The sequence below is a fragment of the Paenibacillus sp. FSL W7-1279 genome (assembly GCF_037969845.1).
Taxonomy (GTDB): domain Bacteria; phylum Bacillota; class Bacilli; order Paenibacillales; family Paenibacillaceae; genus Paenibacillus_AQ.
Window position 1 is genome coordinate 1,850,426 of sequence record NZ_CP150215.1, and the last position, 25,799, is coordinate 1,876,224.

The 25,799-nt window shown below is 51.2% G+C and carries 21 protein-coding genes and 1 other annotated feature; all 21 genes read left to right on the plus strand.

From position 1 onward, the window contains the following. Window positions 1-83 precede the first annotated feature (83 nt). Window positions 84-2,420 (plus strand): endopeptidase La, encoded by a 2,337-nt coding sequence (gene lon, locus MKY82_RS07855; RefSeq protein WP_194541468.1) that lies wholly within the window; start codon window positions 84-86, stop codon window positions 2,418-2,420. A 17-nt stretch (window positions 2,421-2,437) separates the two neighbouring features. Then, the gene (gene yihA / locus MKY82_RS07860) at window positions 2,438-3,082 is read left to right on the plus strand and encodes a ribosome biogenesis GTP-binding protein YihA/YsxC (protein ID WP_113061184.1); all 645 of its coding nucleotides are present in this window, start codon (window positions 2,438-2,440) and stop codon (window positions 3,080-3,082) included. Window positions 3,083-3,296: 214 nt separating this feature from the next. After that, a complete protein-coding gene (locus MKY82_RS07865; protein ID WP_071223429.1) occupies window positions 3,297-3,887 on the plus strand; it encodes a non-ribosomal peptide synthetase module in 591 nt (196 codons plus the stop codon). Between the two features lie 290 nt (window positions 3,888-4,177). Beyond that, window positions 4,178-4,576: an adenosylmethionine decarboxylase gene (gene speD, locus MKY82_RS07870; RefSeq protein ID WP_006208786.1), complete on the plus strand. Its 399-nt coding sequence runs from the start codon at window positions 4,178-4,180 to the stop codon at window positions 4,574-4,576. A gap of 339 nt (window positions 4,577-4,915) precedes the next feature. Continuing rightward, window positions 4,916-6,322, plus strand: a complete 1,407-nt coding sequence (gene hemA / locus MKY82_RS07875) for a glutamyl-tRNA reductase (protein WP_339295864.1) — start codon at window positions 4,916-4,918, stop codon at window positions 6,320-6,322. 18 nt (window positions 6,323-6,340) lie between these two features. Further along, window positions 6,341-7,171, plus strand: a complete 831-nt coding sequence (ccsA, locus tag MKY82_RS07880) for a cytochrome c biogenesis protein CcsA (protein ID WP_339295865.1) — start codon at window positions 6,341-6,343, stop codon at window positions 7,169-7,171. Between the two features lie 8 nt (window positions 7,172-7,179). Beyond that, window positions 7,180-7,839, plus strand: coding sequence for an NAD(P)-dependent oxidoreductase (locus MKY82_RS07885; RefSeq protein WP_339295866.1), 660 nt, complete (start codon window positions 7,180-7,182; stop codon window positions 7,837-7,839). 3 nt (window positions 7,840-7,842) lie between these two features. Next, window positions 7,843-8,799: a hydroxymethylbilane synthase gene (gene hemC, locus MKY82_RS07890; protein WP_339222509.1), complete on the plus strand. Its 957-nt coding sequence runs from the start codon at window positions 7,843-7,845 to the stop codon at window positions 8,797-8,799. 4 nt (window positions 8,800-8,803) lie between these two features. Beyond that, entirely contained in the window at window positions 8,804-10,360 is a 1,557-nt protein-coding gene (gene cobA, locus MKY82_RS07895; protein ID WP_339295867.1) for a uroporphyrinogen-III C-methyltransferase, read from the plus strand. 55 nt (window positions 10,361-10,415) lie between these two features. Continuing rightward, complete coding sequence (gene hemB, locus MKY82_RS07900) at window positions 10,416-11,414, plus strand: porphobilinogen synthase (protein ID WP_194541474.1); 999 nt, start codon at window positions 10,416-10,418, stop codon at window positions 11,412-11,414. 36 nt (window positions 11,415-11,450) lie between these two features. Beyond that, on the plus strand, window positions 11,451-12,746 hold the full coding sequence (gene hemL, locus MKY82_RS07905; protein WP_339295868.1) for a glutamate-1-semialdehyde 2,1-aminomutase: 1,296 nt from the start codon (window positions 11,451-11,453) through the stop codon (window positions 12,744-12,746). Continuing rightward, window positions 12,743-13,651 (plus strand): RluA family pseudouridine synthase, encoded by a 909-nt coding sequence (locus MKY82_RS07910; protein WP_339295869.1) that lies wholly within the window; start codon window positions 12,743-12,745, stop codon window positions 13,649-13,651. The genes hemL and MKY82_RS07910 overlap by 4 nt, the downstream gene beginning before the upstream one ends. Before the next feature lie 163 nt (window positions 13,652-13,814). Beyond that, window positions 13,815-15,176: a LysM peptidoglycan-binding domain-containing protein gene (locus MKY82_RS07915; protein WP_339295870.1), complete on the plus strand. Its 1,362-nt coding sequence runs from the start codon at window positions 13,815-13,817 to the stop codon at window positions 15,174-15,176. Between the two features lie 254 nt (window positions 15,177-15,430). Continuing rightward, window positions 15,431-15,730: a binding site (T-box leader), on the plus strand. A gap of 111 nt (window positions 15,731-15,841) precedes the next feature. Further along, window positions 15,842-18,511, plus strand: coding sequence for a valine--tRNA ligase (locus tag MKY82_RS07920; protein WP_339295871.1), 2,670 nt, complete (start codon window positions 15,842-15,844; stop codon window positions 18,509-18,511). 35 nt (window positions 18,512-18,546) lie between these two features. Further along, the gene (locus MKY82_RS07925; RefSeq protein WP_339296650.1) at window positions 18,547-19,923 is read left to right on the plus strand and encodes a folylpolyglutamate synthase/dihydrofolate synthase family protein; all 1,377 of its coding nucleotides are present in this window, start codon (window positions 18,547-18,549) and stop codon (window positions 19,921-19,923) included. Window positions 19,924-19,929: 6 nt separating this feature from the next. After that, window positions 19,930-21,306, plus strand: coding sequence for a UDP-N-acetylmuramate--L-alanine ligase (gene murC / locus MKY82_RS07930; RefSeq protein ID WP_071223416.1), 1,377 nt, complete (start codon window positions 19,930-19,932; stop codon window positions 21,304-21,306). 213 nt (window positions 21,307-21,519) lie between these two features. Beyond that, the gene (locus tag MKY82_RS07935) at window positions 21,520-22,905 is read left to right on the plus strand and encodes an SPOR domain-containing protein (protein WP_339295872.1); all 1,386 of its coding nucleotides are present in this window, start codon (window positions 21,520-21,522) and stop codon (window positions 22,903-22,905) included. A 127-nt stretch (window positions 22,906-23,032) separates the two neighbouring features. Next, window positions 23,033-23,275, plus strand: a complete 243-nt coding sequence (locus MKY82_RS07940) for a DUF4321 domain-containing protein (protein ID WP_071223415.1) — start codon at window positions 23,033-23,035, stop codon at window positions 23,273-23,275. Between the two features lie 25 nt (window positions 23,276-23,300). Beyond that, a complete protein-coding gene (locus MKY82_RS07945) occupies window positions 23,301-23,912 on the plus strand; it encodes a Maf family protein (protein WP_071223414.1) in 612 nt (203 codons plus the stop codon). A gap of 85 nt (window positions 23,913-23,997) precedes the next feature. Then, complete coding sequence (gene radC / locus MKY82_RS07950) at window positions 23,998-24,687, plus strand: DNA repair protein RadC (RefSeq protein ID WP_009593994.1); 690 nt, start codon at window positions 23,998-24,000, stop codon at window positions 24,685-24,687. A gap of 38 nt (window positions 24,688-24,725) precedes the next feature. Beyond that, window positions 24,726-25,760 carry a rod shape-determining protein gene (locus MKY82_RS07955; RefSeq protein ID WP_009593998.1) on the plus strand — a complete coding sequence of 345 codons (1,035 nt, stop codon included), beginning with the start codon at window positions 24,726-24,728 and terminating at the stop codon, window positions 25,758-25,760. The last annotated feature ends 39 nt before the right edge of the window (window positions 25,761-25,799 follow it).

Consider the following 25,799-nt stretch of genomic DNA (forward strand, 5'->3'; position numbering starts at 1 on the left):
CTTCGTATGGTTGGTTTTTTATACGCAGATTTGATAAAATAGGAATAGTGTCAACATTGAGAGCCATTGGAGGTGCGAAAGCGATGGGACCCAGTAAATCCAAAGGTCGTCGTTTTCCTTTACTGCCTTTGAGAGGTCTTTTGGTCTATCCAAGCATGGTGCTTCACTTGGATGTAGGCCGGGAGAAGTCGGTAAAGGCTTTAGAAAAGGCGATGGTTGAAGACAATTTGATTCTCCTATGTTCTCAATCGGAAGTGAACATTGAAGAACCGACGCAGGATGATATTTTTCGGATTGGCACAGTTGCGAATGTACGCCAGATGCTTAAGCTTCCCAACGGTACCATACGTGTGCTAGTGGAGGGTATGGAACGGGCGGAAGTTATTGAATATACGGATCAAGAGGAATACTATGAGGTCATCGCTCGGGAACTTCCCGAAGAAGAGAACCATGACCCTGAAGTTTCCGCATTAATGCGAACCGTACTGTCTCAGTTTGAGAATTATATCAATCTGTCAAAGAAGGTGACACCAGAGACACTGGCGGCCGTTTCCGATATTGATGAGCCGGGTCGACTGGCAGACGTCATCACGAGTCATTTGTCACTGAAGATCAAGGATAAGCAAGAAATTCTCGAAACAATTGATGTTCGCAAACGGCTCGAGAAACTTCTAGATATACTGAATAACGAGCGCGAAGTGCTGGAGCTGGAGCGTAAGATTAACCAGCGGGTCAAGAAGCAAATGGAGAAGACCCAGAAGGAATACTACTTGCGCGAACAGATGAAGGCCATTCAGAAAGAGCTTGGCGACAAGGAAGGCCGTGCCGGGGAAGTAGAGGAACTCCGAAGTCAGCTTCAGGAGCTTGAACTGCCGGAGCGCGTACACGAGAAGGTCGAGAAGGAAATCGACCGACTCGAGAAAATGCCGGCGAGCTCTGCTGAGGGCGGCGTGATTCGGAACTATGTCGATTGGCTGTTGGCGTTGCCGTGGACCAACATGACCGAGGATGATTTGGACATCGTCAAAGCGGAGCAAGTGCTGGACGAGGACCATTACGGACTCGAGAAGCCGAAGGAGCGGGTGCTGGAATATCTGGCGGTGCAAAAGCTGGTGAAGAAGATGAAAGGGCCTATTCTATGTCTGGTTGGCCCTCCCGGGGTCGGCAAAACATCACTGGCCCGGTCCATCGCCCGCTCTCTGGAGCGCAAGTTCGTTCGCATTTCGTTAGGCGGGGTAAGAGACGAGGCGGAGATCCGCGGCCACCGGCGCACTTATGTAGGGGCCATGCCGGGGCGTATCATTCAAGGCATGAAAACGGCAGGGTCAATGAATCCTGTATTCCTGCTGGATGAAATCGATAAGATGGCATCCGACTTCCGGGGCGACCCGTCCTCAGCCCTGCTTGAGGTACTTGATCCTGAGCAAAATAATACGTTCAGCGATCATTTCGTGGAAATTCCTTTTGATCTGTCCAACGTCATGTTTGTCACGACGGCAAACGTGCTGCATAATATTCCAAGACCGCTCCTGGACCGGATGGAAGTGCTGTACATTCCGGGATATACGGAGCTGGAGAAACTGCAGATCGCCAATCGTTATTTGCTGCCCAAGCAGAAGAGTGAGCATGGGTTGACGCCGGAGCAACTGATTCTGGACGAGGAAGCGCTCATGAAGGTGATCCGGGAGTATACCCGTGAATCCGGGGTGCGGAATCTGGAGCAGCAAGTGGCTGCGCTGTGCCGCAAAGCCGCCAAACAGATCGTCACCAATCAATCGGAATCCATTGAGATTAAGGCTGACGATATTAAGGAATATCTCGGTATTCCGAAGTTTCGCTATGGCATGGCCGAGCTTGAAGATCAAGTGGGCACGGTAACAGGGCTTGCTTGGACGGAAGTGGGCGGCGAGACACTAACCATTGAGGTAACCGTGGTGCCTGGGACCGGCAAGCTGACCTTGACGGGTAAGCTTGGCGACGTGATGAAGGAATCGGCTCAAGCCGCCTTCAGTTTTACCCGCTCAAAAGCGGTAGAACTGGGCATTGATCCGGATTTCCACGAGAAGCTGGATGTCCATATCCATATCCCGGAGGGAGCCATTCCGAAGGATGGCCCTTCAGCCGGCATTACGATTGCGACGGCTCTTATCTCATCTTTAACCAAACGGCATGTAGCCCGTGATGTGGCCATGACGGGGGAAATTACACTTCGGGGACGCGTTCTTCCGATTGGTGGCTTGAAAGAGAAATCCCTGGCAGCCCACCGTGCCGGCTACAAAAAAATATTACTCCCTAAGGATAACGAACGCGACTTGCGTGATATCCCTGACAGCGTGAAGAACGACGTTGAGTTCGTTCCCGTATCCCATATGGATCAGGTTCTGGAGCATGCGCTCGTTGAACAAGCGGGAGTGCACTAGAGAGGAAAGTCTAAATTATGAAAGTTACGAAAGCCGAGTTTGTCATCAGTGCTGTCGTACCTGCTCAATATCCTGAAGACGCCTTGCCGGAAATTGCTCTGGCAGGGCGTTCCAATGTGGGCAAGTCATCACTGATTAACCGTATGATATCCCGTAAGAACCTGGCCCGTACCAGTGCAACACCGGGGAAAACCCAGCAGCTCAACTATTATCGGGTGAACGACGACCTGTATCTGGTCGATTTTCCCGGCTATGGTTATGCGAAGGTATCCAAGACCCAGCGTGCAGCATTTGGCGAAATGATTGAGAGATATTTGCTCAGCCGGGAAGAATTGAAGCTTGTATTATTGATTGTGGACATGCGTCATCCACCCTCAAAAGACGATATCAGCATGTATGAATGGCTGCAGCATTATAACCGGCCGGTATGCGTGGTCGCGACCAAGGCGGACAAAATTCCGAAAACACGCCGCCAGAAGCATGTTAAGATTGTGAAGGAGACGCTTGGCTTCAAACCCTATCACTCTTTTGTCATGTTTTCATCCGAGCTCGGTTTGGGTAAAGATGAGTTATGGGCCATCATGGAGTCCCACATGGGGACAAAGGATGACGAGGAAGAGACATATTTGGATTCGGAAACGGAAGGCAAAGAGCAATCCTGATCCGGTTCATTTCGTGATATTTTTTTCGAGGGTAATGTAGGGAATCGGTGTATTCTTTATAGGAAAGTGAGCATCTTGCGGGAAATATCGCTCTGATTCCGGCTAATTCCGTTTTTTTATGAAATATGATGGATATTCTCGTTCGAACGGCAGGAAAGACCGCTTGGATCTGCTGTATAATGGTAGTAAGTTAAAAGAATTGAGGGAGATTTTTATGGCTCAGCGGTTAGCCACAGAATATGTTAATGCCACAATGCAAATGACGGATATTCAAATGGATCAATTTCTGCAATATACCCAAGCTTTCCGGGTTACTAACCGGGTAAAAGTCATGGATAGCGGAGAGCAGGAGTTTGTGCTCGAAGATGAAAGCGGGGAAGAAGTTCATTTGCCCTTTGAACGCAAGAATGGCTTGTACGTCTGTGAGCTGTCGTGCCGATTGGTTACTCCCCATCTGACAAATGCCGTACGCAAACTGTTTGCGGCTTTTAAGGGATCAGGTAAAGTGAATCGGATTTATCGCGGCTTTACGATGAGCTACGACTACCATGCGGGAACGGTGCACAGAATTACGCAAGTCGCCGGGAACGACAGCATTGTCATTTATGAGTACAAGAATACGGCAGGAGAGCTGCAGCGACTCTTCAACAGCAATGAAGCAGAGAAAGAGATCGAATCCATCCAGCATCATATTAATGTGCTTCTGGACCAGCGGATTGCAGCAGGGAATGATAAACTTATTACGAAGACAATAGATGAGCGGCTGCGACAGTTTAATCAACGCCTATTCGTGCTAGAAGCCTAAGGAGGCTGCCCTGTAACAGGGCGGCTTTTTTTATTATTGGATCCATGACACCAAGTAGTTCAGACGCACATATATTGAGCTGTAAAATATTTATGGGTTATTTTCGAAAAAGGTGTTGCATTTAAGCGTCATAGATGTTATTTTTAATCTCGTTGAAAAGAATATAGGAACCAGGATTCACTCAGGACATGTAATGTTGCGAGAGATTATTCCCTCGGGAAGTGAATGACGTAGGTCCTAGCGGATGAAATTTTCAAACATTTTATTCCTAGGAAGGGGGAACCCGGAAGATGGAATACTCAACTTTCGGAAGACACGTTGCTGTTGATACTTGGGGAGTCGATTTTGAACTATTGAACAGTGCAGAATTTTTACAAGCTCAGATGGTGGAAGCCGCTGAAGCATGTGGAGCAACGGTATTGTCCGTCCAATCCAAGCAGTTTGAACCACAAGGTGCGACTGTGCTGGTGTTGCTGTCGGAAAGCCATCTCTCGATTCACACATACCCTGAGAGAGGTTTTGCTGCGATTGACTGTTATACCTGCGGGGAGACAGTAGATCCGCAGTTGGCTATTGACTATCTGGTATCCGCTTTGAAACCTGAAAAATGCTATGCCAAGAAACTCGTGCGCGGACTCGGCGAAATGACCGTGGAAACGCCTGAGATGAAACAGGCTGAACTCGTTTAATCCAGCCTTCTAAAAAATGCGTATACTGATAACCATGGATTTTTCCATGGTTATTTATTTTGAGAACATGAGAAGATCGGCGGAATTCCAGGGAGGCGTTCTCTGAAATGAGATATCGTAGTAAATAACACGTATATCTAAGCTGTTCTATATCCACAATAGTAAGGTGCGATCAAACAGGTAGAAAGTTTCATGAATGGAACGAAGAAGTATGGGGATTTCATAAACATTTCATAAAATAGACAAGGCTGTTCAGCATACTGTGATATAATGAACAAGGTCAAGGATGTCCGTTGTGAACGGCAAAACTACTCGGAGAAATAGGCAGGTGAACATGCAATGCACATCGTCGTTGTTGGGTTGAACTATCGCACAGCGCCTGTGGAAGTCAGAGAACGCTTTACATTCTCGGAAGAAGACATGCCTAAGGCGTTAGAGCAGCTTAATTCGACCAAGAGCGTATTGGAGGGCGTCATTGTCGCTACCTGCAACCGAACTGAGATTTATGTTGTGGTAGACCGCCTTCATATGTGCGGCTACTTTATCCGCAGTTTTATGGAACAGTGGTTCGGCATTAATCGTGAAGAATTTACACAGCACCTCTATATATATGAAGACGAACAAGCGATTTCCCATCTGTTTAAGGTCACCTGCGGTTTGGATTCCATGGTCATTGGAGAAACGCAGATCCTGGGACAGGTGCGCCATGCTTTTTTGACGTCGCAGCAGCAGAATGCCACGGGTACTTGGTTCAATATGTTGTTTAAGCAAGCCGTTACGCTCGGCAAGCGGGCTCATTCGGAGACATCGATCGGAGAGAGTGCCGTCTCTGTCAGCTATGCAGCGGTGGAACTGGGTAAACGAATTTTCGGGGCATTTAACGATAAAAAAGTGATGATACTTGGTGCGGGCAAGATGAGCGAACTTACCGTGAAGCATCTTTATGCCAACGGTGCCGCTGAAGTAATTGTGGCTAACCGTACGCTTAGCCGTGCTCAGGAACTTGCAAGCAAATTCAAAGGGACGCCATGCACCATTGCCGAAGCCAAGCATTTGCTGAATGACGTGGATATCATTATTAGCTCCACGGGCTCGAATGAATATGTTCTGAATGCGGATCGGGTGAAAGAGAGCATGAAGAAACGCCAGTCCCGTCCGTTGTTCATGATTGATATTGCTGTGCCACGGGACATTGATCCGGCGGTTGGGGAAGTATCCAACGTGTTCCTGTACGATATTGACGATCTGGAAGGCATTGTAGAGACCAATATGGAAATGCGCCGGGCGGAAGCAGCGAAGATTGAAGTTATGATTCAAGAAGAGATGGATGCATTCCACACATGGCTGAAAACGCTCGGTGTCAGACCGGCAATTCGGGCCTTGCAGGAGAAGTCGAATGCCATTCATGAAGAAACGATGGAAAGCTTGTTTAACAAGCTTCCGGAACTGGATGAACGCCAGCGAAAAGTCATCCGTCGTTTGACCAAGAGCATCGTAAACCAGATGATGCATGATCCCATTAACCGGATTAAGGAAATGACGGGCGGCAAGCAGGGCGGTGAAGCACTGGATTATTTTTCACAAATCTTTGCGCTGGAAAGCTTGATCCATGAGAATGAGCAGGAAGCCCGCAGCCGCAACAAGAAAGCAACTGCACCCGTTAAAGCTGAACGGTCGAAGAATGCTGTAGATCAGCAGGCAGAAGAGAAACCGCTTAAGGTGTCTCTGGCCCCAGCCACCCTTTGAGGAGGGTGAGTATAACCCATGCTGTTAAACTTAATTTATATCACCGGCATTTGCATCTATGCCCTGAGCCTTCTGTTTTATATCTCGGATTGCGTTTCACGCAATTCGGTGGCGAAGCGGATAGGCACAGGGCTTCTTGTTATTACTGCGCTGTTACAATTTACCGGAATCGGCATCAGAGCGATGGAAGGCGGACATTTCCACTTTCCGGTATTTACTTTGTTTGATTTCCTGTTCCTGCTGGCGTTCTGCATATCGATCACTTCGATTGCTCTGGCGTATATGAAGCGGTCGGAATTTGCCGTCCTGCTCATGAACCTCGTCGGGTTTAGCGTCATGCTGGTCAATCGTTTATGGTTCACGGCAGGAGACAATGCATTGCACAGCTGGGAGACGGAACATCGTCTCTTGCTTATTCATATTGCCCTGGCGAGTATCAGCTTCGCCGCTTTGACCGTCGGGGCCGTGTTTGCGGCGATATATATGTTCCTGCACCGGAAACTGAAGCACAAGCAATGGAATGATACGATGCGCAGGCTGCCAAGTCTGGAGAAGCTGGATGTTTATTCCTATAAAGCGCTGATGGCCGGGACGATTATTCTGGTCATGTCGCTCATCTTGGCCGTGATGTCGGTGGCCATGGCTGGACGGTGGACCCTGTTCTTGGACATCAAAGTCATGTCTACCATGACGGCTCTTGCGATGTATTTGATTTATTTCATCAAACGTCGCTTGTGGAGAAGGTCCGGCAGGGAAGCGGCCATATGGGCTTTAATCGGGTATGGGTTCATTATTCTGAATTTCTTTCTCAATACGTGGTCCGCTTTCCATAGTTGGTCAGGAGTGTGATGGCAAGAATGGCCTATGATGATCATTATGTACCCGTAATGCTGAATTGCAGGGGACGTTTATGCTTGATTGTCGGCGGCGGCACGGTGGCGGAACGTAAAGCCGTCACCCTACTGAATGCCGGGGCAGTCGTACATATTGTAAGTCCCTTATTACGAAGCGAGAAACTTCAACGTTTAGAGAGCGAGAAGACTTTTCGATGGACGAAGCGGAAGTATCAATCAGACGATCTGATAGGCGCGTTTATGGTCCATGCGGCAACGGATGACAGCAAGCTGAATCTGCAAATAGCGGAGGATGCCGATCGTCTTGGCATACTGGTTAACGTGGCCAGCAACGGCGAGGCCGGAACGTTTATCAACCCGACGGTGCTGCGACGGGGAAGGCTTACGCTAGCTGTATCCACATCAGGAGCAGGGCCGATGGCCGCACGCGAGATACGCGACGAGCTCGAAGACCAGTTCGGGCCTGAGTATGAGGACTATTTGGATTTTTTATATAGGATGCGTTCGATGATCAGGGAAGAGGTGGAGTCCGCTGACGCACGCAGGCGGCTTTTGCACAAGGCAGACCGCATGGATATGCTCGGAGAGATTCGCCGCGGAGGTTATGAGCCCTGGAGTGCGGACAAGATCAAGCAGTGGATTGCGAATAATCAGGAGGAATGAAAGATGCGTACAATCGTAGTTGGCAGTAGACAAAGTGCTCTGGCACTGACACAGACAGGACAGGTTATTGATGACTTAAAGCGTTTAGCCAAGGAGCACGGTCTGGACTATGACTTCACCGTCAAAAAAATCGTCACGAAGGGCGACCGCATACTGGATGTTACGCTCTCCAAGGTAGGCGGCAAAGGATTGTTTGTCAAAGAAATCGAGCAGGCGATGATGGACGGCGAGATTGATATGGCGGTTCACAGCATGAAGGACATGCCTTCCGTTCTGCCCGAAGGTTTGGTGTCCGGCGCGGTGCCGGCAAGAAAGGATCCTCGTGATTGCCTGATCTCCAAAGAAGGAACAACGCTGGATGACCTTCCTGCAGGTGCCAAGGTGGGAACAAGCAGTCTGCGCCGGTCCAGTCAGCTCAAGGCCTACCGGCCGGATCTGCAGATCGAATGGATTAGGGGGAATATCGATTCTCGCATTCGCAAAATGGAGGACGGTGAATTTCAGGCCATCATTCTGGCGACCGCCGGTCTTCAGCGTATGGGCTGGGAGGACCGGATCACGTCGTACTTGCCGATTGAAATTAGCCTGCCAGCCGTCGGCCAGGGCGCACTTGGAATTGAATGCCGCGAAAACGATGCAGATCTGCTGCATTTGCTCTCTCTTTATAATGATGAGGTTACTGCACGAACCGTTGCGGCGGAGCGCAAGTTTCTAAGCGAGCTTAACGGAGGATGCCAGGTGCCTATCGGAGCTTACGCCGTCCTGAAGAATGTGGATGCCGGAGATTCCCGCGGAGAACAAAACGTTATACAATTAACAGGAATGGTAGGTTCTCCTGACGGCGAAATCATACTGAAGGAAAGCGCCGAAGGAACCGACCCTGAATCGCTCGGAGTGGAAGTGGCTGAAAAGCTGAAAGCTAAAGGAGCGGAGAAGATACTGGCACAAGTTAGGGGCTGAGGGGATGGCAGGCAAGGTTTATCTGGTGGGAGCAGGACCGGGCGATGCACGCCTGATTACGATTAAAGGCAAGGAATGCATTGAAAAAGCGGATGTCGTGGTGTATGACCGATTAGCTAGTCCTCGGCTGCTGCGATGGATGAAACCCGGAGCGGAGAAGGTCTATGTAGGCAAGCTTCCGGATCGGCATACGATGAAACAGGAGCAGATCAATCAGCTGCTGGTTGATTATGCTTTGGAAGGCAAGACAGTTGTCCGTTTAAAGGGCGGCGATCCAACGATCTTCGGAAGAGTGGGTGAAGAAGCGGAGCTGTTATACCGTCATGGCATCATGTACGAAATTGTGCCGGGGATCACCTCGGCGATCAGTGTTCCGGCTTATGCCGGGATTCCCGTGACGCATCGTGACCATGCTTCGTCATTATCGATAATTACCGGCCACGAAAGTCCCGAAAAGCTGGACCGAATGATTCAATGGGACAAGGTTACCAATGCAACGGGAACTTTGATTTTTATGATGGGTGTGGCGAAAATCGGTTATATCAGTCGTCAGCTGATCAAGCACGGCCGACCGCCGGAAACCCCTGTGGCACTTATTAGATGGGGAACCCGGGCAGAGCAGGATACGCTGACGGGGACACTGGCGGACATCGAGGACAGAGTCAAGGCAGCGGATTTTCAGCCGCCTGCGGTTATCGTTGTTGGACAGGTGGTGCTTCAGCGGGAGCACCTGAAGTGGGCGGAACGGCTGCCCCTCTTCGGCAAAAGAATACTGGTCACAAGGACGCGAAGCCAGGCCAGTGTATTGGTATCCCAGATCGAAGAGCTGGGCGGAGAGCCTTATGAGTTTCCCGTCATCGAAACCGTCATGCCTTCGAAGAGCGAGAGGCTTGCCGGAATTCAACAAGCACTGGACAAGCTGAGTACGTATGACTGGGTATTTTTCACCAGCGTGAACGGAGTTGAATTCTTTTTCCGCCACCTGAAGGAGAACGGTCGCGATATTCGCGCCTTAGCCTCGGCCCGCATCGTCGCGGTTGGCCCCGCAACAGCCCATGCTCTTGGAAAATACGGTGTAGTGGCTGAAGTTATCAAGGAGCGTTACCAGGCGGAAGGTCTTATCGATGCTTACGGTTCAGAGCTCCAGGCCGGTCAGCGCGTGCTGCTGCCACGCGGCGATCTGGCACGCAAGTGGCTGCCGGAGAAGCTGACGGAAATGGGACTGAACGTGACGGAAGCCGTGATCTATGAGAATGTGTTGTGCGGCGAGGACGATGATGAGCTGCTGAAGCTGCTTGAAGATGGAGGCATTCACGCCGTTACGTTCACCAGTTCATCTACGGTTACCAATCTCTTGAAGGTGCTGAAGGGGATGGGCGTGGAGGATCCAGTCGAACTGTTGAAAGGTTCGACGATTGCTTGCATCGGACCATTAACCGCGCAGACGGCTGAAGAAGCCGGACTGCACGTATCCCTCCTCGCCGAGGAAGCGACGGTCGACAGTCTGGTTAAGGCCTTATGCATTTGGAACGAGAACGATCCACGCCGTGTTGCGCCATAATATCCATAATCTCTTATATACATGAACGAAATTACATCATTTGGAGGTATACGTCATGAGTTTTCCAATCGTACGCCATCGTCGGCTGCGTCAAAATGCCGGCATTCGCAGCATGGTCCGCGAGACCGTGCTTCATACGGAGGATCTGGTTCAGCCGATCTTCGTGACCTATGGCAATGGTGTGAAATCCGAGATTTCCTCCATGCCAGGCGTCTATCATTTTTCGCTTGACACCTTGAAAGAGGAAGTAGACGAAATCGTAAGTCTAGGCATTCCTGCTGTGCTCCTGTTCGGAATCCCCGAGACGAAAGACAGCGTGGGCACATCCGGTTTCGCGGATGACGGGATTGTCCAAGAGGCTACCCGTCTCATCAAGTCGTGGCATCCCGATCTTCTGGTGATTGCTGATACGTGCCTATGCGAATTTACCGACCACGGCCACTGCGGTATGGTGCATACCTTTGAGCGTGACGGCCACACCTGCGGCGATGTATTAAACGACGAGTCGCTGGAGCTGCTCGTTCGTACAGCGGTTTCCCAGGCCAAAGCTGGAGCCGATATTATTGCACCTTCCAATATGATGGATGGTTTTGTCCAAGCCATTCGTTCCGGTCTTGACGAAGCCGGATTTTATAACGTGCCGATCATGTCTTACTCCGTTAAGTACGCTTCGGCCTTTTACGGACCCTTCCGTGAGGCTGCCGATTCCGCTCCGCAATTCGGCGACCGCAAAACTTATCAGATGGATCCGGCCAATGTGAGAGAGGCGCTTCGCGAGGCGGAGACGGACGTGCTGGAAGGCGCCGATATGCTGATGGTGAAACCGGCTATGGCCTACCTTGATGTTGTCAGATTGCTGAGAGACCAGTTTGATCTGCCAATTGTTGCATACAACGTGAGTGGTGAGTATTCCATGATTAAAGCGGCTGCTCAGCAGGGATGGATCAGTGAGCAGGCGATTGTGATGGAGCTGCTGACCGGGATGAAGCGTGCCGGTGCGGACATTATCATTACGTATTTCTCGAAGGACGCAGCACGCTGGATGCGCAGCTAGTAACCATTAACGATGAAAGAGTTAGGAGTGCATACGATGAGCCAAGATTTGCGAAAAGAAGATTTGTCGCGTTCTGCTTTTGAAGAAGCGAAGTTATATATTCCCGGCGGTGTCAACAGTCCGGTACGTGCGTTTAAGTCTGTTGGACTAACCCCGATTTATATCGATCGCGGAGAAGGCAGCCGGGTATATGATATCGATGGCAACAGCTTTATCGATTATGTCGGTTCCTGGGGGCCGCTGATTATGGGTCACGCGCATCCTGAGGTTGTTGAAGCGCTTCAGGAGACAGCTGCCAAGGGGACCAGCTTCGGTGCTCCAACCCTATTGGAAACGAAGATGGCGAAGCTCGTCTGTGAACGCGTGCCGTCGATCGAGGTGGTGCGGATGGTGAATTCCGGTACGGAAGCAACCATGAGCGCCATTCGTCTAGCGCGCGGATATACAGGACGCAGCAAAATCATTAAATTCGAGGGCTCCTATCATGGCCACGCCGACAGCCTTCTGATCAAAGCGGGATCGGGTATCGCAACGCTTGGACTTCCTGATAGTCCGGGTGTGCCAGAAAGCGTTGCTTCCAACACCATTGCGGTTCCTTATAACGATCTGGAATCGGTACAGCTTGCCTTCGAGCGGTTCGGCGAAGAGATTGCAGCCGTTATTGTTGAGCCCGTGGCAGGCAATATGGGCGTGGTCCCTCCGCAGCCAGGATTCCTGGAAGGTCTTCGCAAGGTCACTTCTGATTATGGCAGCGTGCTTATTTTTGACGAGGTGATGACCGGATTCCGCGTTGATCTGAACTGCGCGCAAGGCCGTTATGGCGTTACACCGGATTTGACATGCTTGGGCAAGGTGATTGGCGGCGGTCTGCCAGTCGGTGCTTATGGAGGCAAGCGTGAGCTGATGGATCAGATTGCTCCGGCAGGACCGATCTATCAAGCAGGAACGTTAAGCGGTAATCCGCTCGCCATGGCGGCTGGTTACACCACCCTGAAGCTGCTGACGCCTGCCGTCTATGAACAGCTCGAGGAGCGGGGAGCCCGTCTTCAGGCAGGATTTGAGCGTAACGCTCAGGAATTCGGTATCCCGCTTACGATTAACCGGATCGGCTCCATGGTATGTCCATTCTTCACGAATACGCCGGTCGTCAATTTCGATACGGCGAAGACTAGTGACCAGGATCGTTTCCGTCGTTATTTTGCAGCGATGGTACAAGAGGGAGTCAGCGTACCTCCTTCCCAGTTCGAGGGCATGTTTATCTCTGGCGCTCATACGGTAGAAGATATCGATGCTACCATTGAAGCCAACTACAACGCCTTCAAAAGCCTATGAGTTACGGGGGAAATTGGAGCAAACGCGGCGAATGGCTGGAGCTGACGCCGGGTAAGGCGCTATTGAGTCTGCCGGATCGGAACGAAGCCGCTGCCAAGTGGCTTATGGAAACGGTCGGTATGCCCGAGAAGCTGTATCGTAAGCTTCGTCATGAACAGGGGATACAATGGGGAGGGGATCGGCTTCGGCTGGTCCTTTTTCCTTATCGGGATTACGGCATCGAACCGAGATGGCAGGAGCTTGATGTATTGTATGAGGACGATTTTTGCCTGGTTGTGAACAAACCGGCCGGTATGGCAGTCCATCCGGACAACGAGAGCCGCGAGACGACCCTGAATCATGCGGTTGCCGCATATTACGAAGCCGAAGGCATCCATACGGCAGTCCGGCATATTCATCGGCTGGATAAGGATACAACAGGTCCCGTACTGTATGCCAAGAACGAATATGCGCAGCTAAAGCTTGACGAGGACATGCGGGAGAAGAAGATCGTCCGGATATACGCGGCTATCGTTCAGGGGAGGGTCTCTCAGGATCTGAAGAGAATCGATCTGCCGATAGGCAAAGACCGCTATCATTCAAGCCGTCGGAGAGTTTCATTAACCGGGCAGGCTGCAATCACGCATATTCTATCATCCGAGGTGTATCCGAAAGCCAGCCTGCTGCAAATTCGACTGGAAACCGGCCGGACGCATCAGATCCGGGTGCATCTAAGTCATATGGGACACCCGCTTCTGGGAGATTCCTTATACGGAGGACCAGGGGCGTTTCCGCGCCAAGCGCTGCATGGCGAACGTCTGCTATTTACTCATCCTTTCTCGGGCGAGGATATTGAGGTGAATGCACCCTGGCCTCTGGATATGTTGGAGTTAAGAGAGCGAATCATAGAGACATCGGACCGGTAAGAAAACTTGCAAGATCCTGAATGAACCTGTAACTTTCACGCACAATTCGCAAAAAAGTCATGCTCTCCTATTTTCGGCATATAGATAAATTGAGTGGCAAAACTTAGGCTCATGCCGTGATAACAGATCACGGATAGTATATGCCAAAAAGGAGGACATTCCCGTGTTTGACCAGTCCTACGGATTGCGGTTCGATATTTACGAGCGTATTAATTTAACGGAAGATTTGCCGGGAATCGAAGAATTGGAAGAGGCGGAGTTGATCCCGCATATTCAGGTGATCAGTCAGCAGGACCAGGCTACGCTTCGGGGTCATCTGCTTCTTGCAGGCCTGTATAAAGGTGACACCGAAGCAGGAGAGACGGAGCCGCTCGAACACTGGATCCCGGTTGAAATCACGGTCCCGATGAACCGGGTATTATCATTGGATGACATCGCGGTCGAGATCGAGAATTTTGACGTGGATTTGTTATCCAAACGCAGCTTGAACATTACAGGGGTTCTGTCGCTCAAAGGAATTCAGGCGGCGGCTCCGGGAGCCCGTGACCAAGTATGGGCCAATGAGGAATTCACAGTGGTACATGCTCCTGAAGCGACTGATTTGTATTCGAACGGGGAGCAGCAGTTCGCAGCCAACCCGTACGACCAGCTTCATGGCAGCGGAGCTCATACAGACGCTAACTCACCTTCTCCTTCTTACTTCAACGAGGCTCAGACCAGAGCCCAAGAGTTCGGGACGGATGCGCGCACACAGCAGTATCTGGCATCCTGGGCGCAGTATGAGAACCAAACACGGGATTCACAGGACTCAGCAGACAGCACCATTAGCATTTCTAATTCGCCTGAAGCTCGGGATACGGTCGAATATGCCTTACATAATGAGACGGAAGCTCAGGCAGCTGAGTCGTCGATTCCAAGTGTATGGCAATTCGAACGGGCTTCGGTCCAGCCCGAGCCGGAGCAAGAAGATCCAGCAGCCGGTTTTCCGGGTGTCATTGAGCGTAAGGGTGAAGAAGTGGAAGCCGTTCCGGTACTGGAATCACCGGAAACGGAGGAAGTGCAGCCTGTTTTTGCTGAGGAAGAATTCCCTTCGGAGGATATGGATGATATAACGGAAGAGGTTTCCATTAAAGCCGAAGAGGTTCCGACCAAGCCGGAGTTAAAGGTGGCCTTCAACACGAAGAACAGCAGCACAACCAGCGCATCGGGCGTAGGCTTCTCTTCGTTGCTTCAATCGAGCAGAACGGTTCAGGATCAGGATCAAGCCGCTCGGGACGAGGAAGAAGAGACGGAGGAATTGGTTGACTCCGCAACGGCCGAGGACGTGGAGTGGAAGAGTCTGTTCCTGGGTAACCGCCGTGAGGAAACGCCTTTCCGCAAGGTCCGGATGTGCATTGTGCAGCGTGAGGAGACACTCGACGTGATTGCCGAGCGTTATCAACTGACGCCGCGAGAGCTTTTGTTATATAACCGCATGTCCGAGCAGAATGTGGAAGAAGGCCAGGTATTATACATTCCCCAGTAATCAGCGGAGGAAGCGATCGCGTTTAGAACAAGCAGGTCAAGGTAGGATATCCTTGGCCTGTTTTTTGTGTTTGGCGGGGAGTCGGTTAGAAGAAGAGGGGAGTCGGACGAGCCGGGGCTTCTTTTTACAATGTATTAGAATTAATTTGGATCGACAGGTATGATGTCTAAATCGTTCGGAAACACTCGAAATATTGACTATATGCAACAACCACGGTATATTTGAATAGTATATGTACAGGTATTCCTAAAGCTAGAACAACGTTGAACGGGAAGAGTAGGAAGGTATGGCCTTCAGAGAGCGGAATTGCTATCAAGCGCTGTGAGATTCCGCAGGAACCAGCTTGCCGAAGTCGCCCCGGAGTTGCGGACTTGAGATAGAGTAGGGATCGATCGCTACCCTGGTTAGAGTTCGCCGGCCGCAGCCGTTATCTGCGTAAAGTGTCGTGCTTGATCGCTGGCCTTTCATGTTCTGCATGGGAGGACTCGATTCATGAATGATTATAAGCGCGAAACAAAGGTGGTACCGCGAGAGAACAGTCTTTCGTCCTTTGAGGACGAAGGGCTTTTTTTGTTTCAAGCAAACATGGATATCCATGGCCACGCCCGGAGGCTAAAACGTTACGGGTTGGCAAAACTGATTAACAGTATCGGAGGTACGAAAATATGGATCAAAAACAAAACCAATCCCAGTTAGACATGCCGACGACGTATGATCCGAAGGCAGCCGAACAAAAATGGTATCCGTACTGGAAGGAAGGCGGCTTCTTTGAAGCTGGCAAACGACCGGACGCGGAGCCGTATACGATTGTTATTCCTCCACCAAACGTTACGGGAATGCTTCACATCGGCCATGCCCTTGACTTTACGCTGCAGGATATCTTGATTCGCGTAAAGCGGATGCAGGGCTATGATGCGTTGTGGCTGCCGGGCTCTGACCATGCGGGCATCGCCACGCAAACCAAGGTTGAGCAGAAGCTTCGCGAAGAAGGCGTTACCCGCTACGATCTGGGACGTGAAAAATTCCTGGAGAAAGTGTGGGAATGGAAGGATCTATATGCGAATACGATCCGTGACCAATGGTCCAAGATCGGCCTGTCCCTCGATTACTCCAGAGAGCGTTTCACGCTCGACGAGGGGTTGTCAGAAGCGGTTCGGGAAGTATTCGTCAAGCTCTATGATAAGGGGCTTATATATCGCGGCAAACGTATCATCAACTGGGACCCGGCTGCCCGCACGGCTTTGTCCGATATCGAAGTGGAGTACAAAGAGGTCAACGGCCATTTGTACCACTTGCAATACCCGCTCAAAGACGGCAGCGGCTCCATTACCGTAGCAACCACCCGCCCGGAGACCATGCTTGGCGATACGGCGGTAGCCGTTCATCCGGAAGATGGGCGCTATAAAGACATGATCGGCAAGACTTTGGTCCTGCCTATTGTCGGCCGAGAAATTCCGGTTATTGCCGATGAGTACGTGGAGAAGGATTTCGGCAGCGGAGCGGTTAAAATTACGCCGGCCCATGATCCGAATGACTTCGAAATGGGTCTTAGACATGATCTGCCGCAAATCACCGTGATGGATGAATCCGGGACGATGAATGAATTTGCCGGCAAGTACCAGGGTCTTGACCGAGCAGAATGCCGCAAGCAGATCGTAAGCGACATGAAGGAATCGGGCGTGCTGCTTCGCATCGAAGATCATGTTCATCAGGTTGGCCATAGCGAAAGATCCGGCGCCGTTGTCGAGCCGTATCTGTCGACGCAGTGGTTCGTTAAGATGCAGCCGCTTGCGGAAGCAGCCGTTACTGCGCAGAAATCCGGCAAGGGCGTAAATTTCGTGCCTGACCGATTCGAGAGAACCTACCTGCATTGGATGGAGAATGTGCGCGATTGGTGCATCTCTCGTCAATTGTGGTGGGGCCATCGGATTCCGGCCTGGTATTCCGAATCCACGGGCGAAGTGGTTGTTGCCATGAATGAAGAGGAAGCGCGCGCGAAGCTTGGCAAGGACGATCTGAGACAGGATGAGGATGTGCTGGATACCTGGTTCAGCTCGGCATTGTGGCCGTTCTCGACCATGGGCTGGCCGAATCTGGACAGTGAGGATTTCAAACGTTATTATCCGACAAGCGTTCTCGTAACGGGGTATGATATTATTCCGTTCTGGGTTTCGCGGATGATTTTCCAAGGGCTTGAATTTACGGATCAAATGCCGTTCAAAGATACGCTTATCCATGGTCTGGTTCGGGATAGCGAAGGCCGCAAGATGTCCAAGTCGCTCGGCAATGGTATCGATCCGCTCGAGGTTATCGAACAGTATGGCGCAGATGCCATGCGTTATATGATATCGACCGGCAGTACGCCGGGTCAGGATCTTCGATTCCGCTGGGAACGTGTGGAACAAGCGCGTAACTTCGCGAACAAGATCTGGAATGCGTCACGTTTTGCACTCATGAATCTGGAGGGCTTCACGGCGGCGGATATCGACATTTCCGGAGAGCTGGGAACGGCCGACCGTTGGATTTTGCATCGTCTGAACGAAACTTCCCGCGACATTACGCGTCTAATTGATGCCTACGAATTTGGCGAAACCGGTCGACTGCTCTACAATTTCATCTGGGATGATCTGTGTGACTGGTATATTGAATTTGCTAAGCTGTCCCTGTACGGCGAGGATCAAGCGGCCAAGAAAAAGACGCAGTCGGTGCTTGCCTATGTGCTGGACCGCACGATGCGCTTGATCCACCCGTTCATGCCGTTCATCTCCGAAGAGATCTGGCAGCATTTGCCGCATGAAGGAGAGACGGTGATGCTGGCTTCATGGCCGACCTATGATGAAGCATTTGAGAATGCGGAAGCCGTTACCGAAATGAACCTGCTGATGGATGTCATCCGTGCTGTACGTAACATCCGGGCGGAAGTAAACGTACCGATGAGCAAAAAAGTAGAACTCCAGTTGAAGCCGGTAAGCGAGCAAATTGCCGGCATCATCGATCGCAATGCGGATTATATTCGCCGCTTCTGCAACACGTCGGAGTATCAATCCTCCCTTGCGCTTGAGGCGCCGGATAAGGCGATGACCGCCGTGGTAACAGGTGTTGAAATGTATCTGCCGCTTGCCGGGTTGATCGATATCGCTCAGGAGATCACGCGTCTGGAGAAGGAAATTCAGCACTTGAACAGCGAAGTCGAGCGTGTGGAGAAGAAGCTGAACAATCCAGGTTTCGTATCGAAAGCACCTGAAATGGTGATTGAAGAAGAACGGGCGAAGCTTGCGGATTACTCGGACAAACGCAGTAAAGTGATTGCGCGCATCGAAGAACTGAGAGGCTAAAGGGAAAGATGAATCTGGACCAGAAGGTGAGAACGATGGTTGATCATTCGGAAGCTGCAGTGGCAGCTCCGTTCCATACCTATGAGGAAGCGGTAGCTTGGATCAACGGGCTGATTCCGTTTGGAATCCGCCCGGGCATGGATAGAATTCAGCGATTGATGGAGCTTCTCGGCCATCCGGAGCGGCGGTTAAAATTTATTCACGTGGCCGGAACGAATGGAAAAGGCTCCACATGCGCTTTTTTAACAAAGGTTCTGCTTCAAGGGGGATTCACGGTTGGCACCTACACGTCTCCCTATATTACGAAGTTTACCAATCGGTTTCAGTATAACGGCGAGGACATATCGGAAGAGACGCTGCTTGAACTCGCTAATCGCTTAGAGCCGCTTGTAGCCGAAATTGCGGGTTCCGGGCTCGGATCGCCCACTATGTTTGAGGTGTCCACCGCCCTTGCGATACTGTATTACGCCGAGGTATCTTATCCGGACGTGGTGGTATGGGAGACGGGACTTGGCGGTCGTCTGGACGTGACCAATATCGTTCATCCCATCATTTCGGTGATCACGAATATCGGAATGGACCATACCGACGTTTTGGGTGATACCATTCAGGAGATCGCCACGGAAAAGGCTGGCATTATCAAGCCTGGAGTTCCTGTGGTGAGCACGGTAACTCAGCCGGAAGCTGTCGATATTCTGAAACAAACGGTAGCCAAAAACCGTACAAGTCTGTATCTCGTAGATGAACAGTTCTCCTATGAGCGTCTGCGTGGGAACGAAGAAAGCCAGACTTTCCGTTTTAAGGGTCCGTTCCGGGACATGGATCTGGACATCTCGATGCAGGGTGAGCACCAATGCGCCAATGCCGCGCTTGCGATGATGACGCTGGAAGTGCTTCGCCAGTATATGGCTTTCATCGTGGATGATGAAGAATTGCGTAGAGGGTTTAAGGATACTTTCTGGGCGGGAAGACTGGAACAAGTGCAGTCCTCCCCGCGGATTGTTCTCGATGGTGCGCACAACCCCGAAGGGGCTGAAACCTTGGCCAAAAGCTTGCCGCAGATCTATAAGTATCGGAAACTGAACTTAATGATGGGAATGCTGGCAAATAAGCATCATGAATCGTATTTGCAGCATATACTGCCAATAGTGGATACGCTTATCCTGACTGAACCGGATTTCCGGAAGAAACTGGACGCCAAGGCGCTTGGTGACATCGTAGAGCAGGTAAGGGAGAAATACGCCAAACATACACTGCAAATCATCATAGAACCAAATTGGAAAAACGCACTTGAAGAGTTGAAGTCACGGACGGAAGCGGAGGATCTTGGGGTGGTGTCGGGCACGTTGTACCTGATTGCCGACGTGCGTTCCAACCTCCTGGGCCTTTCCGATTCTGAAAAAGGTTGGTGATATCTGTTGAATACATCGGAACATGTTCATTTTATAGGAATTGGCGGCTACGGGATGAGCGCCATTGCAAGAGTTATGCTGGAGATGGGTTATAAAGTCACGGGTTCTGACGTGGCATCGCAAGAATTGACAGAAAAGCTGGCGGCCAAGGGCGCCAAAATATACATTGGACATACCGCCGAGCAAGTCCAGGGCGCGGACCTTGTGGTTTACTCGACGGCATTGTCCCAAGACAACGTGGAGCGGGTCGAGGCAGAGAAGTTGAACATTCCTGTCCTTCACCGTGCGCAGATGCTGGCGCGTCTTCTGAACGAACGCAAAGGGGTTGCCGTAGCGGGTGCGCATGGTAAGACAACCACTTCATCGATGATTGCGCTCGTAATGGAAGAATGCGGCGTCGATCCGACGTTTATTATCGGCGGGGAAATCATGAACGTTGGCACGAATGCCAAAGCTGGTGAAGGCGAGCACGTGGTGGCCGAAGCGGACGAGAGTGACGGTTCATTCCTTCAGTACCACCCTTGGCTCGGCGTTGTTCTGAATATTGAGGCCGATCACCTGGAGAATTACGAAGGGGATTTCAATCGTCTCAAGGCAGCATATGTACAATTCCTCAGCCAGATCAAGGCAGACGGTACGGCCGTAGTTTGCGCGGACGATAACAACATTCAGGCGATTTTGCCTGACCTAAAATGCAATGTGACCACATACGGCATTCATGCGGATGCAGAGTATACGGCAACGAATCTGGTGCTCGGCGACCGTCACGTCAGCTTCACGATGCTTCATAACGGCATGGAGCTGGGTACCGTGGAATTGTCCGTACCGGGTAAACACAATGTCTACAACGCCATGGCTACGGTGATTTGCTGCTTGAAAGGCGGAATCTCGTTCGAAGCGATTGTAGAGGCCATCGTCAAGTTCAACGGAGCTAAGCGCCGCTTCCAGGTGCTGGGCGAAGCTGAAGGAATTCTGGTGATTGACGACTATGCGCATCATCCGACGGAGATCGAGGCTACGATCAGTGCCGCCAAAGCTACAGGCAAACGGATTATTGCCGTATTCCAGCCGCAGCGGTATTCGAGGACCTTTTTCCTTCTGGATGCGTTTAGCCGCGCATTCGGGGAAGCGGACGAGGTGATCATTACCGATATTTATTCTCCTGCCGGCGAGAAGCAGATCGAGGGTATCAGTTCCGGTAAGCTGGTGGAGCTGATTGTCCAGAACAGCAATGCCGGTGCCCGCTATTTGCCTACGAAGGAAGATGTCCTGAGCGATCTCAAAGGTCGCGTAAAAGAAGGCGATCTGGTTCTGACGATGGGTGCGGGCGATATTTGGAAGGTCGGCGCTGCTTTAGCGGAGTCTATTAAAGGCAAGAAGTAAATGGATTGCAAGCATGCTTTGCTGCTTCGATGCAGCAGGGGATTGCATGGGCTTTTGTCTTTGAACGGAGGCAAAGCAGCGGATCGATAAGTAGAATACAGGCTGATCAAGATACTTTCTTGATCAGCCTGTTTGTTTTGTTTTTCGCACACTCATAAGTTGCCAAGCTTGATCATATAGCTAGGTGTAGAAGGACAAGTGAGGTGTGTGGATATGAATAAAGCACGAATGACGATTCGCTTCGATCACGATCCGCCAAAAGATAGTCATAAGGATCATATGCGTGAGGAACGGGATTCGTATCAGAAAGTTCCCGCAAGGCGCAATGATCAAGTTGATGACCGTCATCTTGTATTCGACGAGTTTGACTCAACGACTGATCGGTTTACCGATGCGGGCAATTCGTTTGAACATAGGAGCAGCATGCAGCATGATCATCTGCGCGTTGTTCCGCCGCTCCGGGTGGAGGACACTCGGGATGTGAACGGACAAGATTGGAGAACATCGCGTCATACCCAATCCAGGGGGCGATTAGCTGAGGAAAGAAGACGTCTGGATCATGTTGAGGGCGGGTCGTTCGGTGACGGGCCTGATCCTGCCGATACATATGACGATATGCGTGAGGTTGAGGATCTTTACGATCTTCATGATGACGCGTATTCCGGAAGTGTGGGCTCCGGCGCAAACGATTCGAATTGGAATCTCGGGCCCGAGAAGGATCTATATGAGTCACCTGCCGATGATTACGGTTATTATCGCTCGCGCAAGCCTACCTCCTTCTGGAAAATGGCTGTATCCGTGACCGCGGCTGTTGTGACGGGTTTGCTGTTTGGGTATATGGTGCTGTCCATGTTTAACGGCGGTAATGAAGGTGAAGACCCTGCATCGGGGCAGCTTGGAAGCAATGACGCAGTTAATCAAGCACCGGCTGACTCTTCCGGGGGAACGGGGGCATCACTCGCACCCGGTTCAACTGAATCGGCAGTACACGTTCCGGGTCAAATTTTTTATATGCTTCAGTACGGTGTATTCAGCACGTCGGAACGGGCAGAGCAGGCGAAAGGGGAGCTGCTGCAGTCCGGTATTGCGGCTGGGGGAGATTTGGATGAGGAGAACCGGGTGTACGCCGGCGTATCACCAGACCGCGAGCAGGCCAAGCTGCTCAGCAATCAGCTTAAAGCCGAAGGCGTCGAATTATACGTGAGAGAAATCGCGCTGCCTGATATAGAGTCAGCTGCCTTTGCGGGCGAGGAGCAGACGCTGACGGACTATTTCACGATAAGCGGGGAGCTTGTGTCGGAGTTGAGTACGCTATCGGCATCGCTGCTGGGGCAGCAGGAGGCGGGCGCGGTGGCGTCAGAGAGTATGACTGCAATCACAAATCTGCACCAGCAGTGGATCCAATCGATGAAGCTGCTGTCCGCCGGCTTGGGTCCGGAGACCGGGGCAGTGCTGCCGGCGATGGAGCAATCCATGAACAGTTCGATCACGGCGCTCTCCGAATATAACAAAAACCAATCCAAGGGGCATTTGTGGGAGATTCAAACGGGCATGATGAACTATGTCATGGGCCAAAAGAAACTCCTGGATGGCCTATAAATTCAAATTTACGTCAAATCCGGCTCGGAACTGGAAATAGTTCCCCCTGCCGGATTTCTGTTTGTATTGCTTATCGATTCACCGTATAATAATTAGGGTGTCAAAATATGGCGAGGGAAGAGGATGCATGAAGAAAAACAAAGGAATGCTCATCTTGTTTTTGCTGCTGGGGTGGCTGACGGGAACTTGGCTGGCCAAGGCGCTTCAACCTGTTAAGGCTTTGTCGTTTTTAACGTCAACTACACCGATTAAGTGGTCGCCTAGCGCTGATTTTGACATTATTCGTTATGACATTAACCTTGAACTTAACTTTTGCCTGCTCAGTCTGCTTGGCATTATAGCAGCGCTTTGGTTATACCGCAGGCTCTAAGACATGACAAAGGAGATTATCCCCCTTGAATGAGAAGAGAAACCGCCGTATCATATTGGCCTCCACCTCTCCTCGGCGTCAGGAATTGATTGCCTCCCTTCGTATCCCATTTGAGATTATGCCTAGTGAAGCTGACGAGGACACCCCGCATGGGTGGTCGCCAGAGCGAATTGTGGAGTCACTGGCACTACGTAAAGCGGAAGCGGTTCTCCGAAAGCTGACGGATGATCCGGGAGATGGTATCATTGTGGGAAGCGACACGATTGTAGTTGTCGATGATCTTGTCCTCGGGAAACCGGAGGATCATGCTGACGCGGCAAGGATGTTGTCCATGCTTCAAGGACGGGCTCACCTCGTGTACACGGGCGTCGCTTGTGTCGACCGGGAATCTGGTCGTACCAAGGTCGCTCATCGTGTGACAACCGTAAAGATGAAATCGTTAAGTGATGACGCGATCGCGGCTTATGTAAAGAGCGGGGAACCTGCTGACAAAGCGGGCTCGTATGCGATTCAAGGCTTGGGTGCAACCATCGTGGAAGGAATCGAAGGCGACTATTTTAACGTTGTCGGCCTGCCGCTTTCTCTGCTGTCGGACATGCTGTCTGAAATGGGGATGGATGTACTCACCGATTCATAGATATAGAACAACGGCATACGAAATGTAGGGGTATCCTGAAGTTTCGGTGACCTGCTGATTTAAATCTTAGAAAAGAGGGGAATATATGGAGTCGCCAACGCTATTGCTGCGCGACATCCCCCATGATGAACGACCAAGAGAGCGCATGATGCAATATGGGGCGAGCGCTTTAAGCCATGCAGAATTGCTGGCGATATTGCTTCGGACCGGAACCCGCCAGGAATCTGCCGTACATATAGCCCAGCGGCTGCTGGGGGAAGCAGGCGGCATCCGGCAGCTCGTTGATCTTAGCATTGAGGAAATTACGCAAATCAAAGGAATTGGAACCGCTAAGGCTGTTCAGCTGAAGGCTGGCATCGAGCTTGGACGGCGCTTGGCCGCATCGAGACATGTAGAGCCGGTTATTATTCGCAGTCCGCATGACGCGGCAGAACTGCTCAGTGAACAGATGCGCTATTTACAGAAAGAGCATTTTGTCTGTGTATTTTTAAATACGAAAAATCATGTCATTGCCCAGGAAACGTTATCGATGGGAAGCCTTAATGCTTCCATCGTTCATCCCCGCGAGGTGTTCAGAGCGGCCATCAAATGCAGCAGTGCATCCCTGGTGTGCGCGCATAACCATCCTAGCGGAGATCCGACGCCCAGCCCGGAAGACATATCGCTGACTGCACGTTTAGTGGAGGCAGGACAGATTGTCGGGATCGACGTACTGGATCATCTGATCATTGGGGACGGATCGTTTGTAAGTTTGAAGGAACGGGGCTTGATGTAATATAATAGTTCAGATTGACGAAGAAAGGGAGATACATCATGTTAGGTGGTTTTACGAAAGATTTGGGAATCGATTTGGGGACGGCAAATACGCTGGTTTATGTTCGTGGGAAAGGAATTGTCGTAAGAGAGCCTTCCGTGGTTGCTCTGCGTACAGATACGAAGAGCATTGAAGCCGTTGGTGAATCGGCTAAGAAAATGATTGGACGCACACCAGGCAACATTCGTGCCATTCGTCCGATGAAGGACGGCGTTATCGCTGATTTTGATACAACGGCTACGATGATTAAATACTTTATTCGTCAAGCACAGAAGCAGCGTTCCATATTCCCCCGTCATCCGAACGTGATGGTATGCGTACCTTCCGGCATTACGGCGGTAGAGCAGCGTGCGGTGGAAGATGCCACCAAGCAAGCGGGAGCACGCGAAGCTTACACGATCGAAGAGCCTTTTGCAGCTGCAATTGGTGCCGATTTGCCTGTGTGGGAACCTACGGGCAGCATGGTCGTTGACATCGGCGGAGGTACGACCGAGGTTGCGGTCATTTCGCTTGGCGGTATTGTAACCAGCCGCTCTGTACGCGTTGCAGGCGATGAGATGGATGAGTCTATTATCTCCTATATCAAACGTCAATATAACTTGATGATCGGTGAGCGCACATCCGAGCTGCTTAAGATGGAAGTCGGTTCCGCCATGCCGCTGGAGACCGTGGAAACGATGGAAATTCGCGGCCGTGACTTGGTGACGGGGCTGCCGAAGACGATCACCATTACTTCGGATGAGATTAGCGAAGCGTTGGCAGATACCATTAATGCGATTGTTGAAGCGGTAAAGGTTACGCTTGAGAAATGTCCTCCGGAGCTTGCTGCGGATATTATGGACCGGGGCATCGTGCTTACGGGAGGCGGCGCATTGCTTCGCAACCTGGACAAGCTGCTCGCCGAAGAGACCGGCATGCCGGTGATCGTTGCAGAGAATCCGCTGGATTGCGTAGCCATTGGTACAGGTAAAGCGCTCGAGAACATTCACCTGTTTAAATCCCGGAGCAGCTCTGCCGTCCGTTCTAAACGGTAGAAACCGAATAGAAGTGTAAACCCCTAATGTTGGGAGAGA

Bases quoted from the DNA above. Each gene is read 5' to 3' on its own strand.
- MKY82_RS07865 (WP_071223429.1), top strand. From the start codon at position 3,297: ATGGCTCAGCGGTTAGCCACAGAATATGTTAATGCCACAATGCAAATG.
- ccsA (WP_339295865.1), top strand. From the start codon at position 6,341: ATGCTGTTAAACTTAATTTATATCACCGGCATTTGCATCTATGCCCTG.
- lon (WP_194541468.1), top strand. From the start codon at position 84: ATGGGACCCAGTAAATCCAAAGGTCGTCGTTTTCCTTTACTGCCTTTG.
- speD (WP_006208786.1), top strand. From the start codon at position 4,178: ATGGAATACTCAACTTTCGGAAGACACGTTGCTGTTGATACTTGGGGA.
- MKY82_RS07940 (WP_071223415.1), top strand. From the start codon at position 23,033: ATGAAGAAAAACAAAGGAATGCTCATCTTGTTTTTGCTGCTGGGGTGG.
- hemB (WP_194541474.1), top strand. From the start codon at position 10,416: ATGAGTTTTCCAATCGTACGCCATCGTCGGCTGCGTCAAAATGCCGGC.
- MKY82_RS07920 (WP_339295871.1), top strand. From the start codon at position 15,842: ATGGATCAAAAACAAAACCAATCCCAGTTAGACATGCCGACGACGTAT.
- hemC (WP_339222509.1), top strand. From the start codon at position 7,843: ATGCGTACAATCGTAGTTGGCAGTAGACAAAGTGCTCTGGCACTGACA.
- MKY82_RS07910 (WP_339295869.1), top strand. From the start codon at position 12,743: ATGAGTTACGGGGGAAATTGGAGCAAACGCGGCGAATGGCTGGAGCTG.
- MKY82_RS07885 (WP_339295866.1), top strand. From the start codon at position 7,180: ATGGCCTATGATGATCATTATGTACCCGTAATGCTGAATTGCAGGGGA.
- yihA (WP_113061184.1), top strand. From the start codon at position 2,438: ATGAAAGTTACGAAAGCCGAGTTTGTCATCAGTGCTGTCGTACCTGCT.
- cobA (WP_339295867.1), top strand. From the start codon at position 8,804: ATGGCAGGCAAGGTTTATCTGGTGGGAGCAGGACCGGGCGATGCACGC.
- MKY82_RS07955 (WP_009593998.1), top strand. From the start codon at position 24,726: ATGTTAGGTGGTTTTACGAAAGATTTGGGAATCGATTTGGGGACGGCA.
- hemL (WP_339295868.1), top strand. From the start codon at position 11,451: ATGAGCCAAGATTTGCGAAAAGAAGATTTGTCGCGTTCTGCTTTTGAA.
- hemA (WP_339295864.1), top strand. From the start codon at position 4,916: ATGCACATCGTCGTTGTTGGGTTGAACTATCGCACAGCGCCTGTGGAA.
- MKY82_RS07935 (WP_339295872.1), top strand. From the start codon at position 21,520: ATGAATAAAGCACGAATGACGATTCGCTTCGATCACGATCCGCCAAAA.
- MKY82_RS07925 (WP_339296650.1), top strand. From the start codon at position 18,547: ATGGTTGATCATTCGGAAGCTGCAGTGGCAGCTCCGTTCCATACCTAT.
- radC (WP_009593994.1), top strand. From the start codon at position 23,998: ATGGAGTCGCCAACGCTATTGCTGCGCGACATCCCCCATGATGAACGA.